This is a genomic window from Curtobacterium sp. MCLR17_045 (assembly GCF_003234405.1).
GTDB classification, from domain to species: Bacteria; Actinomycetota; Actinomycetes; order Actinomycetales; family Microbacteriaceae; genus Curtobacterium; species Curtobacterium flaccumfaciens.
This window is the reverse complement of the sequence record NZ_QKTB01000012.1, coordinates 65,690-79,608: the sequence shown is the minus strand read 5'-3', so window position 1 is coordinate 79,608 and position 13,919 is coordinate 65,690. Positions and strand designations below refer to the sequence as shown.

The window sequence follows — 13,919 nt, the reverse complement described above, 5'->3', positions numbered from 1 at the left end:
CAGGAATGGTCGGGTCCGACGTGCGGACCCGACCATTCCTGCTCACGAAGCGAGGGCGGACGGACGGGAGGCCCGTGGCGGTGTCGCCACGGGCCTCCCGTCCGTCATGCGGTTGCGTCTCAGGACGCGGGCAGCCGCTCGCGCAGGGCGCCGCGGACCGACTCCCACCCGGCCAGGCGGTCGCGGATCGCGTCGTCCTGCTCGGCGGCCAGGGCGTCCCGGTGCGCCTTTTCGAGCACCTCGTCGATGACGACCCGGCGCCCGCTGCGCGCCGACGTGATGGCCGCGTCGACCATGGTCAGGCTCATCACGTTGCCGTGCACCTCGCCGTCCGGCACCTCGCCGGAGCGGACCGCCCGGACGAAGGACGCCAGCGACCCGGCGATCTCGTGCCCGACCGACGGCGCAGCGGCAGGGGAGCCGGGGGTGCCGTCGAGGTCGCTCGACGGGTCGTGGTCGCCGTCCCAGAGCGCCGTGCCGGCCGCTCCGGAGGCACGCCAGTCGCCGTTCCACGAGGTCTCGGCACCCGGCGCGCACCACGAGCCGTCGTAGACGTAGCGGACGTCGTCCTCGAACGTGAAGACGGCTGCGGCGGCCGCGTCGCCCCGGTACCAGGACCACGACGGGTTCCACGACTCGCAGTACACCGACACCGGGTCGCGTTCGAGCACGTACCGGGCAGAGTCGAAGGCGTGGATGGCCATGTCGAGCAGCAGGACGTCGTCCATCTCCTCGCGGAACCCACCGAAGTGCGGCGCCTTCGCGAACCGGGTGCTCAGCCCGCCGACGGCACCGAGGTCGCGGACGTGCTGCCGGAACGCGACGAGCTGGTCGTTGTAGCGGCGGGACTGCGACACCATGAACAGCTTGCCCGTGGCCTCGGCGGCGGCGGCGAGTGACAGCGCCTCGGCGACGGTCTGCGCGGCGGGCTTCTCGCCGAGCACGGGGAGCCCGGCCCGGAGCGCCTGCAGCGTGACCGGGTGGTGCGCGACCGGCACGGTGATGTCGAGGACGGCCTCGGCACCGGTCTCGGCGGCCAGCACGGTCAGGTCCGTGCCGACCGGGATCGACGGGTCGCCGGCGTGCTCGGCCCCGGCGCGTGCGGCGTCGAGGTCGAGGTCGACGATGCCGACCAGCTCGACCTCGGGGGCGGCGGCGACGGTGGCGAGCCAGGCCCGTCCCATCCCGCCGGCGCCGACCTGCAGGACGCGGAGCGGGCTCACGCCTGCGCCCCGTCGCGCTCGGCCACGGGCTCGGCGGTCTCGGGCTCGGTCGCCGGCTCGCTGGCTGCCGGCTCGGCGGTCTCGGGCTCGGCGTCGTCGAACGGGCCGCGGTAGTGCTGCCCGTCGAAGTACTCGCCCAGGTCGTAGCGGCGGAGCGTCGGGATCTCCCGTTCCCGCTCGGGCCGGGCCCACTCGGCGCCGTTCGCGATCACGCGGCGGACGTCCGGGTGGTGGTAGACGGGGAAGTCCTGGTCACCGGGGGAGAAGTAGAAGATCTTCCCGAGGCCGCGGCGGTAGGTCATGCCGCTCCGGAACACCTCGCCGCCCGTGAAGCCCGAGATGAACACGAGCTCGTCGGGCGTCGGGACGTCGAAGTACTCGCCGTACATCTCCTGCTCGGGGATGACGATCGGGTTCGGCACCCCGCGGGTGATCGGGTGCTGCGGGTTGACGGTCCAGACGAGCTCCTGGTCGTGCTCGCTGCGCCAGCGGAGGGTGCAGGTGGTGCCCATCAGCTTGCCGAAGATCTTCGACCAGTGGCCGGAGTGCAGGACGAGCAGCCCCATGCCGGAGAGCACGTGCTTGTGCACGCGGTCGACCACGGCGTCGTCGACGTCCTGGTGTGCGGCGTGCCCCCACCAGGTGAGGACGTCGGTGTTCGCGAGGACCTCGTCGGTGAGGCCGTGCTCGGGCTCCTGCATGGTGGCGGTCCGGACGACGGCCTCGGGCAGGTGCTCGCGGATGCCGTCCGCGATCGCGCCGTGCATGCCGTCGGGGTACCGCTCGGCGACGTGCTGCTCGACCTGTTCGTGGACGTTCTCGCCCCAGACGGTGATGCGGAGCGGGGTGCTGGTCATGGTGTGCCTTTCGGGGGATGCGTGGCGGCGTCGGTCCGGTGCCGTCACTTGACGGCACCGCCGAGGGCACCAGCGGAGATGTACTTCTGCGCGAAGATGAGCAGGACAGCAGCGGGCAGGGATGCCAGCACCGAGGTCGCCATGACGGGCCCCCAGTCGGTGACGTTCGACCCGATGTAGTTGTAGATGCCGAGCGTGATCGGTCGGACCGCGGTCGTCGACGTCAGGGTCAGTGCGATGAGGAAGTCGCCCCACGCGCCGAGGAAGGTGAAGAGCGCCGCGGTGACGATGGCGTTCCGGCTGATCGGCACGACGATCGACACGAACGCCCGGAAGTCGCTGGCGCCGTCGACCAGTGCGGCCTCGACCAGGCTCGGCGGGATCGACTCCATGAACGCCCGCATGAGCAGGATGGCGAAGGGCACCTGGACCGCGCTGTCGGCCAGGATCAGGCCGACGTAGCTGTTGAGCAGCCCGATGTTGTTGAACAGCGTGTACAGCGCGTTCGCGATGACGATCGCCGGGATCATCTGGGTGATCAGCAGCACGAGCAGGAACACCCGGCCGCCGCGCATCCGGAACCGTGCGAGCCCGTACGCGGCGGGTGTCGCGATGGCCAGCGTCAGCAGGACGGTACCGAGTCCGATGATCATGCTCGACACGAAGTTCTGCCCCTGCTGGGCGAACGCGGCCTGGTACCCGGCGAAGGTGGGGGAGAACGGGAACCACGTCGCCGTGGCGGCCCCGGACGTCGCCTGCAGGCTGGTGTTCACCATCCAGTAGACGGGGAACACCATGATCGCGAGGAACACGCAGCCGAGGATCGTGAACGGGACGCCCTTGGCCGAACCGCGTGGCCGGGGAGCACGGGCGCTCTTGGTCGTGATCGCGCGGGTGGCGGTGACGGTCTGGTTCGCGAGTCCGACGCTCATTCGTCGACCGCCTTCCGTGAGATCGCGATGTAGACCATCGCGAAGACGAACGAGACGACGATCAGCACGTTGCTGACCGCGGCTCCGATGCCGAACTGGAAGTTGATGAACGACTGGTGGTAGGCGTTCGTGGCCAGGGTCTGGGTCGAGTTCGCCGGGCCGCCGCCGGTCAGGCCGAGGATGATGTCCACGACCTTCAACGTGTAGACGACCCCGAGCACGATCACGACGCTGACCACCGACCGGATGCTCGGCCACGTGATGTACCAGAACGCCTTGAACCCGGTGGCGCCGTCGAGCGAGCCGGCCTCGTAGAGCTCCGGGGGCACGGACTGCAGACCGCTGTACAGGATCGTCGTGTTGAACGGGATGCCGAGCCAGACGTTGACGCCGATCACGGCGATGAGCGCCAGGCTCGGGCTGACCAGCCACGGCACGGGGGCGATGCCCACCACTCCGAGGAGCTGGTTGAGCGCGCCGCTGTCCTGGTCGAGCAGCCACTTCCACACCGCGCTCGACGCGATGAGCGGCAGGAGCCACGGCAGGAGCAGGAGCCCCCGCAGGAAGCCCGACAGCGGGAAGTGCCGGCGGAAGAACAGCGCCAGGCTCAGCCCGATGACGAACTGCAGGATGATCGAGCCCGCCGTGAACAATGCGGTGTTCACGAGGCTCGTCGTGAAGACCGAGCTCTGGAACACCGAGATGTAGTTGGCGAGTCCCACCCAGGGGGCCTCGCCGGTGAAGAAGGTCGCCGTCGTGTAGTCCTGGAAGGACATGACGATGTTCTTCACCACCGGGTAGCCGAAGAAGACGGCCACGAAGACCGCCGCTGGCACCACGAAGAGCCATCGGGTCACGCCGGATCGGAACCGGGCTCGTCGTTGCCCGGGTCGTGGTGTCGTCACGGGCGGGATCGTCCGTGGTCGTGTCTGTGTCGAGGCGCTCACGCCGGGGTCCTTTCCTCGTCGCCGGAGGGAGCCGACCGGTCGGCCGGCTCCCCGTGGACTACTGCTCTTGGGACTGCGCCTGCTTGAGCGCTGCCTCGGGGCTGGCCTTGCCGGTGAGGGCGAGCTGGACGGCGGTGTAGATCTTCGTGGCGGCCTTGGGCCAGTCGGGTCCGAGCTCACCGGTGCGGGCGCGAGCGGTCTGCACCGTGGTCACGAAGGACGCGACCTGCGGGTGGTCCTTCGCCCACGCGGCGCCGGCCTCGAGGTTCGTCGGCACGTTGCCGCTCACCTCGGACAGGGCCTTCTGCATCTTCTGGGTGTGCAGGCAGCCGACGAACTTGCCGGCGAGCTGCATCTTGTCCTTGTCGCCGGTCTGCGGGACGGTGAAGGCCTCGCCGCCGAGCGGTGCGACCGTGGCCTCGCCGGTGCGTGTCGGGATCGGCACGCTGTCGAACTCGAGGCTCTTCTTCTCGTTGAGCGCCGGGAGCTGCCAGGGGCCGTTGATCATCATCGCGGCCTTGCCTGCCAGGAACTGGTTGTTGACGTCTGCCTGGGCCCAGTTGATCGAGCTCTTGGACATCGAGCCGTCGTCCTGCAGGTCCTCGACGAGCTGCAGGGCCTGGGTGGCGTCCGCGGTGGCGATGTTCTTCTCGTCACCACCGTTCGACCAGAAGAACGGCAGGAACTGCCAGGTGCCCTCGTACGTGTTGATGTTGCTCATCGCGAAGCCGTAGGTCGAACCCTTGGTGAGCTTCTTCGCGGCGGCCTTGAGTTCGTCCCACGTCTTGGGCGGCTGGACACCGGCGTCCGAAAGCAGCTTCTTGTTGTAGTAGAGCGCGATGGAGTTCGTGTTCGACTGCAGGCCGTAGAGCTTGCCCTTGTAGGTGCTCGCCGCCTTCACGCCGGGGACGTCGCCGTCGGCGTCGAGCCCGTAGGCCGACAGGTCGGAGAGGGCACCCGACGAGGCGATCTGCTGCACGTCGGGGTTGTCGAGCATGAGGACGTCGGGCAAGGTCTTCGACGACGCCTGCTGCAGCACCTTCGAGATCAGGCCGGCGCCGGCGACGTGGTTGATCGTGACCGTCGCGCCGACCTCCTTGGCGCACTGCTTGTAGACCGGGTTGTAGTTCGCGTCGTAGTAGTCCTCGATCGTCAGGGCCTTGCTGCCGCCCGACGAGGCCGATCCGGAGCCGGAGCACCCGGACAGGACCAGGGGGACCGTGGCGAGCACGGCGACGGCGCCGACGAGGGCGCGGGTCCGGCGCGACTGGGAGGGGAATCTTTGCTTCATTGCAGAGCTCTTCTCTTGACGGATGCTGGGACAGGCACGCATCGACGAGGCCGCTGACGTCATCGTCGCTGTGCTCCTGGGGCGAGAAGCTAACAGATAAGCGCTTCACCTGTAAAGCGCTTTTCTGACTTGACGAGCGCTAGGATCGGCGGCATGGCCACGATGCAGCAGGTCGCCGATCGGGCGGGGGTCTCGATCGCCACCGTGTCCTTCGTGGTGAACGGGACGAAGTACGTGACCCCCGGAACCACGGCGCGGGTGCGGACCGCGATGCGCGAGCTGAAGTTCCGCGGCAACGTCGTCGCCCGTGCGCTCGCGAGCCGGCGGACCCGGATCATCGCACTGCTGTTCCCGACCACCGGCAACCGCTTCAGCCCGACCACCTCGCAGTTCTTCATGAGCGCGGCGGAGCGTGCGTCCGAGCGGGGGTACCACCTCGTGCTCTGGCCCGTGGACCCCGCGGGAGACGACCTCGACGACCTCGTGTCCGGCGGGCTCGTGGACGGCGTCATCCTGATGGAGGTGCGGATGGACGACCCTCGCGTCGCCGTCCTCACCGACCTGGACGTGCCGTTCACCCTGATCGGCCGGACCCGCGACAGCAGCGGGCTGCCCTTCGTCGACATCGACTTCGAGACGACGATCGAGGACAGCCTCGACCACCTCCAGGCCCTCGGGCACCGGCGGTTCGGGCTCGTCCTCGAGGACCTCGAGGGCACCCCGATGGCCGGCTACGCACCGCACCTGCGCGTCGATTCGACGTTCCGGCAGGCGATGGTCGAGCGCGGACTGTCCGGGACGATCGTCACGGCTGGGCCCGGCAGTGACGGCGGGCGGCAGGCCACGAGTGACCTGCTCGCGGCGGACCCCGACGTCACCGCCGTGCTCGTGATGAAGGACGACTCGTCCGCGGGCGTCCTGGTCGGGCTCTACACCGCTGGGCGGCGGGTCCCCGAGGACGTCTCGGTGCTCAGCATCGCGTCGTCCGAGGCGAACGCGGACCAGCACTACCCGCGGCTGTCGACGATGGTCGCTCCGGGCCCGGAGCTCGGTGTGCGGGCCGCCGACGCCCTCATCGAGCAGCTCGATGGCACCTCCGAGGACCTGCCGCACTTCCTGCTGCCGTGCACGCTGCGGATCGCCGAGTCCACGGCCCCCGCCCCGGCCTGACCACCCGCCGGTCTGGAGGCGCGGGGCGGCCCCGCCACGCGCCTCCAGGCCGCCGCCGGCCACGTTTCGGGCTGAGCGACAGTTCGCGGGGCCGCGAACCCGTGAACTGTCGTCCACCGCGAAAGCGCGGCACCACTCGCCGCCCCCTGGCGGACAGACCAGGCTCCGCCTGGTTGTGTGGATGCACAGGTTCGCAGCACCACACGTCGAGGAGGACGGATGGCAATCGACCGGAGGACGTTCATGCTCGGGGGAGCGGGGGTGCTGCTGCTCGCCGGCTGCTCCACCCGACCCGAGCGCACGCGGGTCGAGGACTGGCCCACCGAACCGCCCGAGGGCGAGGCGACGATCAGCTGGTGGGCCGGCCAGGTCGCCTCGAAGGACGGCGGTGACCTGCGCCGCCGGCTCATCGCGGAGTTCCAGAAGGAGCACCCGAACATCCGCGTCCGGATCGTCAGTGCCCCGAGCGACACCGACACGAACCGCACCAGCCTGACGACCCAGATCGCGGCCGGCAGCAGCACGCCGGACGTCTACCTGGGTGACGTCGCCTGGCCCGGGCAGTTCGCGAAGAACAAGCTCGCGACCCCCGTGAACCAGCTCGTCGGCGAGGACTTCTTCGACCAGTTCCCCGAGGGCCTGCGGCTGGCGGCGAGCGTCGACGGCACGTACTACATGTTCCCGCTCTACATCGACGAGTCGTTCTTCCTGTACCGGAAGGACCTGCTCGCGAAGCACTCCCTGCAGGTGCCGGGGTCGTGGGAGGAAGTGCGCGAGACCGCCGCGAAGCTCGTGGACACCGGCGACGTGTCGTACGGGTTCGCGTTCCAGGGCGACGTGTACGAGGGACTGACCTGCAACGTCACCGAGTTCGTCGCCGACGCGGGCGGGTCGCTGCTCAATGACGACCTCACGAAGCCGGAGACGACGAGCTCCGAGACCAAGCGCGCGTTCGAGTTCATGCGCTCGCTGGTCACGTCGGGGGCATCGCCACGGGCCACCCTGACGTACCAGGAGCAGGACACCAACGACGCCTTCTCCGGCGGCCGCGCGGCGTTCCTCCGCAACTGGTCGTACGCGTGGGGGATCGCGAACGGCCCGGACAGCCAGGTCGCCGGCAAGGTGGGGCTCGCCGCCCGGCCGACGTTCGACGGCATGGACGAGCACCACTCGACGATCGGCGGGTGGGGGAACTACATCAACCCGCACACCCAGGAGCCCGCGGCGGCACTGACCTTCGCGCGCTGGATGTCGAGTGAGACCGCGCAGCAGTTCCTGACCCGCGAGGGCGGGGTCCTGCCGGCCCGAAGCGCCTCGCTCGTGAGCGAGGACGCGAAGCGGCAGGAGCGCCCGACCTACGACACGGCGGCGGGCATCACGCTCGTGCCCCGCCCGACCTCGACGGCCTACTACCCGAAGGTCTCGCAGGGCGTCTACCAGAACGGCAACAGCATCCTCGGCGGGCAAGCGTCCGTCGACGGTGGCACCAGCGCGATGGCCTCCGCCATCTCGCTCGCCCTGCAGGGAGCAGCGCTGTGAGCGCCGGCACGGCGACACGACCGGCACGGCCTGGAGGCACGGGTCGCGTCGATCCGCCGCCCCGGCCTTCGGGGCGGTCGCGTCTCGACCGCATCCGCTCGCGGGGCGCGTGGGGCTTCGCGGCCCCGGCGCTCCTGGTGGTCGCGGCGGTGACGATCTTCCCGGTCGTGTACTCGGTCGTGCTGAGCTTCGCGGACGTCGAGGTCGGCTACGAGGGCTTCACGATCCAGTCGTTCGGGTTCGACAACTACGCGGCCCTGCTGCAGAGCGCCGACTGGTACCGGGCGCTGGGCTTCACGGTGCTCTACACGGTGGTGACGGTGTCGGTCGAGCTGGTGCTCGGCATGCTCGTCGCGCTGGTCCTCGAACGGCTCGGCGCCACCCGCGGCTGGATGCTCGCGCTCATGCTCATCCCGTGGTCGCTCGTGACCATCGTCAACGCGCAGCTGTGGAAGTACATCTACGACAGCACCTACGGCGTCGCGACGTGGTTCTTCGGCCTGTTCGGGGACGCCCCGGTGATCCTCGGCGAACCGGTGCCCGCGATCACCGGGCTGATGGTCGCGGACATCTGGAAGACGACGCCGTTCGTCGCGATCATCCTGCTCGCCGGGCTCGTGCAGATCTCCGAGGACCACTACGAGGCCGCCGAGCTCGACGGCGCGAGCACCTGGCAGACGTTCTGGCGCGTGGTGCTGCCGCAGCTCACCCCGACCCTGACGATCGCGGTGCTGTTCCGCATCCTGCAGGCGTTCGGGGTCTTCGACCTGCCGTTCGTGCTGACGAACGGCGGCCCGGGCACCGCCACCCAGTCGCTCGCGATCATGGGGTACAAGGTGCTCTTCCAGGACATCAACATCGGACCGGGCGCGGCGATCGCGACCTCCACCGCGGTCATCGTCGCGGCCGGGTGTCTGCTGTTCCTCCGGGCGTTCCGGAACCAGGCGAAGGGAGGGGACGACTGATGCCCCGTCAACGTGTGCGCAAGGGTTGGCGCAAGTGGGTCAACACCGTCAACGTCAGCGGTGTCGTCATCGCGGTGCTCACCGCGCTGCCGCTCTACTGGCTCGTCACGACGTCGCTCAAGCCGGCGTCCGAGATCGGGCAGTCGCCGCCCACCGTCTGGCCGCAGTCGTTCACCTTCGACAACTTCGTGGTGGCCTTCCGCGACAACGCGCTCGGCCAGTACATGGTGAACAGCGTCATCGTGTCGGTGTCGACCACGGTGATCGTGCTCGCGCTGGCGTTCCTCGCCGGGTACGCCCTGGCCGGCCGGTTCATCCGGGGGCGGACGGCGATCATGACCTCGCTGCTCATGCTGTCGGTGTTCCCGGCGATCGCGGTGCTGACGCCGCTGTACCTGCTCGAGCGCAACCTCGGGCTGCTCAACTCGTACCCGGGTCTGATCGTGCCGTACGTGGCGTTCAACCTGCCGTTCGCCATCTGGATCATGCGGAACTACCTGCAGGGGATCCCGTCGACGATCGAGGAGGCGTCCGAGATCGACGGGGCCGGGGCGTGGCGGACCGTGCTGTCGGTGATCCTGCCGATGGCGAAGCCGGGCCTGTTCACGGTCGGCGTCTTCACCTTCACGGCCTCGTGGAGCGAGTTCCTGATGGCCTTGACGTTCAACAGCGAGAACTCGTTCCGGACGATCCCGGTCGGCATCGCGCTCTTCGGGACGCAGTTCACGGTGCCGTTCGCGCAGATCTTCGCCGCGAGCGTCGCTGCGACGGTGCCGATCGTCATCCTGGTGCTGGTGTTCCGCCGCTCGATCGTGTCCGGTCTGACCTCCGGAGCCGTCAAGGGGTGACGGGTGTCCGGCGTGCGGAGATAGGTAGAGAACTTACCTAGCTGCGCATGCTGGACATTCGTCCGAGCGCCGTCCTGACCGCCCGTACCCTGCCGTCAGGGGCTCGGTGCGCCGAGATCGACGGCTGCGACGATGCGGTCGATGATCCGCACGAACCTGGCCCGCTCCCGTTCCGAGAAGGAGGCCATCAGGTCGTGCAGGTGCTTGTTCGTGCCGTCCATCGCGCGCGCGTAGTCGCGGCGGGCAGCATCGGTCAGCTCGATGTACCGGCTGCGGCCGTCGTCGGGGTTCGGGACACGGCTGAGGTGTCCGCTGTGCTCGAGGCGGTCCACCATGCCGGTGACCGCCGGGCCGGTGAGCCCCAGGTGCTTCGACAGGTCCTTCACGCGCACCGTCCGACCTGCTTCCTCGGCACGCGAGACGAACTGCAGCAGCGTCAGGTCGCCGCCGGAGACGCCGAGCTCGTCGCGCAGTCGTCCGCGCAGTTCGGAGACCGCGGCCTCGAGCCGGGTCAGCGCCGCGTTCAGGTCGACATCGCTCACGACAACGTCCCCTCTGCACGGGTCTCGTCCGGGTCACGATACGCCGCAGTCACCGCACCAGCGTATCCACATAACGCGGAGCGTGGAACGGTGCGGGTGACGGCATCGGGAGCGGGGCACCGTGGCTGACCCCGTCCCGAGTCCACAGTCCGCTGCACCCGCCGGGGAACCGGTCCGTTTCGAGGTCTCCGGCGGGGACCCCGACTCGGCCGAGCGCGACCTCGCCGCCGTCCACGGCGCCGATCGGTGGTCCGTCCGGCGCATCGACGAGGACTTCTCGTACCGGTACACGGCTGTCGGCGACTCCGACGTGAGCATCCGGCGCTCGCAGCTCCGCGGTGCCGTGCGCGGCTCGGTGCCCGTCGGTGCCGACTACGTGGTGACGTGGATCACCAGCGGGACCGCGCACCTGGACTCCGGGCGCGTCCGGATGGAGTTGCGCCGGGACGTCCCCGTGCTCCTGCCGCCCGAGGACGACTTCGTGTTCACGGCCGAGGATCACGACCAGCGCCTGGTGCACTTCGGGCGGGAGTACGTGCACCGCGTCGCGTTCGAGCACCTGGAGGTCGAAGCGGCACCGCTGCGGTTCGACCCGACCCGCATGCCGGAACCGGAGACCGCCGAGCGCTGGCAGGGGGCGCTCGTGGCGCTGTCCCGCGCCTTGCGCGCCGAGGGCCCCGACTCGGACGCTTGGCACGCGGCCAAGCGGTCGGCGGCCACCGCGTTCCTGGACACCTTCCCGCCGCAGGCCGACGACCTGCCCGCGGTGCTCGGCCTGCCCCGGAACGCCCGGCTGCGGGCAGCGGTGGAGTACATCCACGCGCACGCTGCCGAGCCGGTCACGGTCCAGGAGCTGTCCGAGGTCGCCGGCCTGAGCGTGCGGTCGGTCCAGGAGTCGTTCCGCCGGGTCTTCGACGTGTCGCCGCTGACGTACCTGCGCGAGGTCCGGCTCGACCGCGTGCGCGGCGAACTGCTCGAGCTCGACCCGCAGGCCGGGGTCGTCGGCGACGTTGCCCGACGGTGGGGGTTCGCCCACCTCGGCCGGTTCTCGGCGGCCTACGCGGCCCGGTTCGGCGAGTACCCGAAGCAGACCCTGCGCCGCTGACGGCGGCGGGTGCTCAGCGGCCGGGCGTCGGCCTCGGCGCGGGGCCCGTGCTTGCCCGAACCCGCAGGGTCGTGGGGAGCCGGACGTGGTCCGTCGTCGGTTCGCCACGGAGCATCGTCAGGAGCATCTGCACGGCGTGCGACCCGAGTTCGGCGAGCGGCTGCGACACCGTGGTGAGCGGCGGGGTCGTGGTGGACGCCTGCGGCACGTCGTCGAAGCCCACGACGGACAGGTCCTGGGGGACGCGGAGCCCGACCTCGGCCGCGGCGCGGAGCACACCGATCGCCGACGAGTCGTTCGCGGCGAACACCGCTGTGGGGCGGTCGGCGAGGGTCAGGAGCTCGCGGGCGACGGCCGCGGACTGGTCCTCCTGGTAGCCGCCGTCACGCAGCAGGCACTCGTCGACCGTGATGCCCGCGGCGGTCAGGGCCGAGCGGTACCCGGCCGCGCGCAGCTGGGCGGAGGCCAGGTCGGCGCGTCCCTGCAGGTGCGCGATGCGGGTGTGCCCGAGTGACAGCAGGTGTTCGACGGCCTGCACCGCGCCGGCCTCGTTGTCCGCGTCGACGGTGGCGTGCCCCTCCGGCCCGGTGTGCGGGTCGATCGCCACGACGGGGATCGACGAGCTCGACAGTGCCGTGGTCGGGGTGACGACGATCGCGCCGTCGATCAGGGTGCCGGACAGGCGGGACAGCGACCGGCGCTCCCACCCGGGTCGGTCGGCGCCGGTCATCAGGCCGGCGTAGGCGAGGAGCTCGTAGCCGGTGCCGGTGGCCGCCCGCGAGATGCCGCGGAGCAGCTCGGTCGAGAACGGCTCGAACTCGGGCACCAGGATGCCGACGACCCCGGTCCGCGAACTCCGCAGGCTCCGGGCGACCAGCGACGTCTCGTACCCCAGGTCGTCGACCACCTGCTGCACGCGGAGCATCGTGGCGGGTGCGACCCCGTCCCGCTGGTTGATCACCTTGGACACCGTCGGGATCGAGACCCCGGCCACCCGCGCCACGTCGCCGATCGTCACCCGGCCGGCACCGGGACGCGCGCCGAGTGCCGAGTCCATGTGCACACCGTACCGCTGCGGCACCATGCGATCGGTAAAGAAAACGTTATCGATATCGATTGACATGGGCCTGGAGCAGCAGGCATGCTCTCCGCAGCGGCAGTCGATGTCGCGCATGTCAACGACGACACTTCAGGAGTTCCACGATGACGAGGAAGATCCGTGCCGCGGCAGCCATCGCGCTGATCGGGGCCACAGCACTGGTGGCCAGTGGGTGCTCGGCGGGCAGCGATGCCTCCGAGGACGGCGGGAAGGTCACGATGACCTTCTGGCACAACTCGACCACCGGACCGGGCAAGGCCTACTGGGCCTCGACGGTCAAGGCGTTCGAGGAGAAGTACCCGAACGTCACCATCAAGACCCAGGCGATCCAGAACGAGGACCTGGACGGCAAGCTCCAGACCGCCCTCAACTCCGGCGACGCCCCCGACGTGTTCCTGCAGCGTGGCGGCGGCAAGATGGACGCGATGATCGCTGCCGGGCAGCTCATGGACATCTCCGACTCCATCAGCGCCGACGCGAAGAAGTCCATCAGCGCGGGCACGTTCGCCGGGTACGAGAAGGACGGCAAGACCTACGCCATGCCGGGCGCGGTGCTCCCCGAGGGCATCTGGTACTCGAAGGACCTGTTCAAGGAAGCGGGCATCGAGGGCACGCCCACGACCATGGACGAGCTGAACGACGCGATCACGAAGCTCAAGGCCAAGGACATCGACCCGGTCGCCGTCGGCGCGAAGGACGCGTGGCCGGCCGCCCACTGGTACTACAACTTCGCGCTCCGCGAGTGCAGCCAGAAGACCCTCGAGGACACGGCGAAGTCGCTGAAGTTCGACAACGCCTGCTGGACGAAGGCCGGCGAGCAGCTCGAGGACTTCAACGCCACCAAGCCCTTCAACAACGGCTTCCTGACCACCGCAGCACAGCAGGGCGCCGGCAGCTCCGCCGGTCTCCTCGCCAACCACAAGGCCGCCATGGAGCTCATGGGCGCGTGGGACCCGGGCGTGATCGCGTCGCTGACGCCGGACGCCAAGCCGCTGCCCGACCTCGGCTGGTTCCCGTTCCCCGCGATCGACGGTGGCAAGGGTGACCCGAAGTCGATGATGGGTGGTGTCGACGGCAACTCCTGCTCGGCACAGGCCCCGAAGAAGGCGTGCACCGACTTCCTGAACTTCATCGTGCAGAAGGACAACCAGGAGGCCTACTACAAGGCCTTCAACGCCATCCCGGTCAACAAGGAGGCCCAGTCGGTCGTCGACTCGGACTACCTGAAGTCGGCCCTGGCCGCCTACCAGGAGGCCCCGTTCGTCTCGCAGTACCTCGACACCCTGTACGGCCAGAACGTCGGCAACGCGCTGAACACCAGCGTCGTCGACCTGCTCGCCGACAAGGGCAGCGCGAAGGACATCGTCGAGACCACCAACCAGGCTGCGGCCAAGGGCTGAG

At 69.6% G+C, this 13,919-nt stretch carries 13 protein-coding genes; 6 read left to right on the top strand and 7 right to left on the bottom strand.

The features are described from left to right. Nucleotides 1-119: 119 nt before the first annotated feature. From DEJ05_RS09865 to DEJ05_RS09845, 5 genes are all read right to left on the bottom strand, one after another. Complete coding sequence (locus DEJ05_RS09865; RefSeq protein WP_111110313.1) at nucleotides 120-1,223, bottom strand: Gfo/Idh/MocA family protein; 1,104 nt, start codon at nucleotides 1,221-1,223, stop codon at nucleotides 120-122. Next, the gene (locus tag DEJ05_RS09860; RefSeq protein ID WP_111104194.1) at nucleotides 1,220-2,080 is read right to left on the bottom strand and encodes a ThuA domain-containing protein; all 861 of its coding nucleotides are present in this window, start codon (nucleotides 2,078-2,080) and stop codon (nucleotides 1,220-1,222) included. The genes DEJ05_RS09865 and DEJ05_RS09860 overlap by 4 nt, the downstream gene beginning before the upstream one ends. Before the next feature lie 44 nt (nucleotides 2,081-2,124). After that, entirely contained in the window at nucleotides 2,125-3,012 is an 888-nt protein-coding gene (locus tag DEJ05_RS09855) for a carbohydrate ABC transporter permease (RefSeq protein ID WP_111054922.1), read from the bottom strand. Beyond that, entirely contained in the window at nucleotides 3,009-3,869 is an 861-nt protein-coding gene (locus DEJ05_RS09850) for a carbohydrate ABC transporter permease (RefSeq protein WP_017886802.1), read from the bottom strand. Before DEJ05_RS09850 ends, DEJ05_RS09855 begins: the two co-directional genes overlap by 4 nt. A gap of 148 nt (nucleotides 3,870-4,017) precedes the next feature. Then, nucleotides 4,018-5,250: a sugar ABC transporter substrate-binding protein gene (locus DEJ05_RS09845; protein ID WP_111024619.1), complete on the bottom strand. Its 1,233-nt coding sequence runs from the start codon at nucleotides 5,248-5,250 to the stop codon at nucleotides 4,018-4,020. Between the two features lie 153 nt (nucleotides 5,251-5,403). Here DEJ05_RS09845 and DEJ05_RS09840 point away from each other — a divergent pair, with 153 nt between their 5' ends. From DEJ05_RS09840 to DEJ05_RS09825, 4 genes are all read left to right on the top strand, one after another. Beyond that, entirely contained in the window at nucleotides 5,404-6,420 is a 1,017-nt protein-coding gene (locus DEJ05_RS09840) for a LacI family DNA-binding transcriptional regulator (protein ID WP_181440698.1), read from the top strand. Between the two features lie 219 nt (nucleotides 6,421-6,639). Next, entirely contained in the window at nucleotides 6,640-7,959 is a 1,320-nt protein-coding gene (locus tag DEJ05_RS09835; RefSeq protein WP_111047426.1) for an ABC transporter substrate-binding protein, read from the top strand. A gap of 149 nt (nucleotides 7,960-8,108) precedes the next feature. Continuing rightward, nucleotides 8,109-8,924, top strand: a complete 816-nt coding sequence (locus tag DEJ05_RS09830) for a carbohydrate ABC transporter permease (protein ID WP_204166204.1) — start codon at nucleotides 8,109-8,111, stop codon at nucleotides 8,922-8,924. After that, nucleotides 8,924-9,772, top strand: coding sequence for a carbohydrate ABC transporter permease (locus tag DEJ05_RS09825; RefSeq protein WP_027464448.1), 849 nt, complete (start codon nucleotides 8,924-8,926; stop codon nucleotides 9,770-9,772). Before DEJ05_RS09830 ends, DEJ05_RS09825 begins: the two co-directional genes overlap by 1 nt. Nucleotides 9,773-9,867: 95 nt before the next feature. Here DEJ05_RS09825 and DEJ05_RS09820 read toward each other — a convergent pair whose 3' ends face one another. Further along, nucleotides 9,868-10,314: a MarR family winged helix-turn-helix transcriptional regulator gene (locus DEJ05_RS09820; protein WP_111029629.1), complete on the bottom strand. Its 447-nt coding sequence runs from the start codon at nucleotides 10,312-10,314 to the stop codon at nucleotides 9,868-9,870. Between the two features lie 121 nt (nucleotides 10,315-10,435). Between DEJ05_RS09820 and DEJ05_RS09815 the strand changes: the two genes are divergently transcribed. Further along, the gene (locus tag DEJ05_RS09815) at nucleotides 10,436-11,419 is read left to right on the top strand and encodes a helix-turn-helix domain-containing protein (RefSeq protein WP_111039977.1); all 984 of its coding nucleotides are present in this window, start codon (nucleotides 10,436-10,438) and stop codon (nucleotides 11,417-11,419) included. Nucleotides 11,420-11,432: 13 nt separating this feature from the next. Here DEJ05_RS09815 and DEJ05_RS09810 read toward each other — a convergent pair whose 3' ends face one another. Then, nucleotides 11,433-12,476: a LacI family DNA-binding transcriptional regulator gene (locus DEJ05_RS09810; protein WP_181433144.1), complete on the bottom strand. Its 1,044-nt coding sequence runs from the start codon at nucleotides 12,474-12,476 to the stop codon at nucleotides 11,433-11,435. A 146-nt stretch (nucleotides 12,477-12,622) separates the two neighbouring features. Between DEJ05_RS09810 and DEJ05_RS09805 the strand changes: the two genes are divergently transcribed. Next, nucleotides 12,623-13,918, top strand: coding sequence for an ABC transporter substrate-binding protein (locus tag DEJ05_RS09805; protein WP_071405208.1), 1,296 nt, complete (start codon nucleotides 12,623-12,625; stop codon nucleotides 13,916-13,918). Nucleotide 13,919 lies beyond the last annotated feature (1 nt).

Excerpts from the sequence above, each read along its gene's own strand:
- DEJ05_RS09860 (WP_111104194.1), bottom strand. The coding sequence starts at position 2,080 with ATGACCAGCACCCCGCTCCGCATCACCGTCTGGGGCGAGAACGTCCAC.
- DEJ05_RS09855 (WP_111054922.1), bottom strand. The coding sequence starts at position 3,012 with ATGAGCGTCGGACTCGCGAACCAGACCGTCACCGCCACCCGCGCGATC.
- DEJ05_RS09845 (WP_111024619.1), bottom strand. The coding sequence starts at position 5,250 with ATGAAGCAAAGATTCCCCTCCCAGTCGCGCCGGACCCGCGCCCTCGTC.
- DEJ05_RS09840 (WP_181440698.1), top strand. The coding sequence starts at position 5,404 with ATGGCCACGATGCAGCAGGTCGCCGATCGGGCGGGGGTCTCGATCGCC.
- DEJ05_RS09835 (WP_111047426.1), top strand. The coding sequence starts at position 6,640 with ATGGCAATCGACCGGAGGACGTTCATGCTCGGGGGAGCGGGGGTGCTG.
- DEJ05_RS09825 (WP_027464448.1), top strand. The coding sequence starts at position 8,924 with ATGCCCCGTCAACGTGTGCGCAAGGGTTGGCGCAAGTGGGTCAACACC.
- DEJ05_RS09810 (WP_181433144.1), bottom strand. The coding sequence starts at position 12,476 with ATGGACTCGGCACTCGGCGCGCGTCCCGGTGCCGGCCGGGTGACGATC.
- DEJ05_RS09805 (WP_071405208.1), top strand. The coding sequence starts at position 12,623 with ATGACGAGGAAGATCCGTGCCGCGGCAGCCATCGCGCTGATCGGGGCC.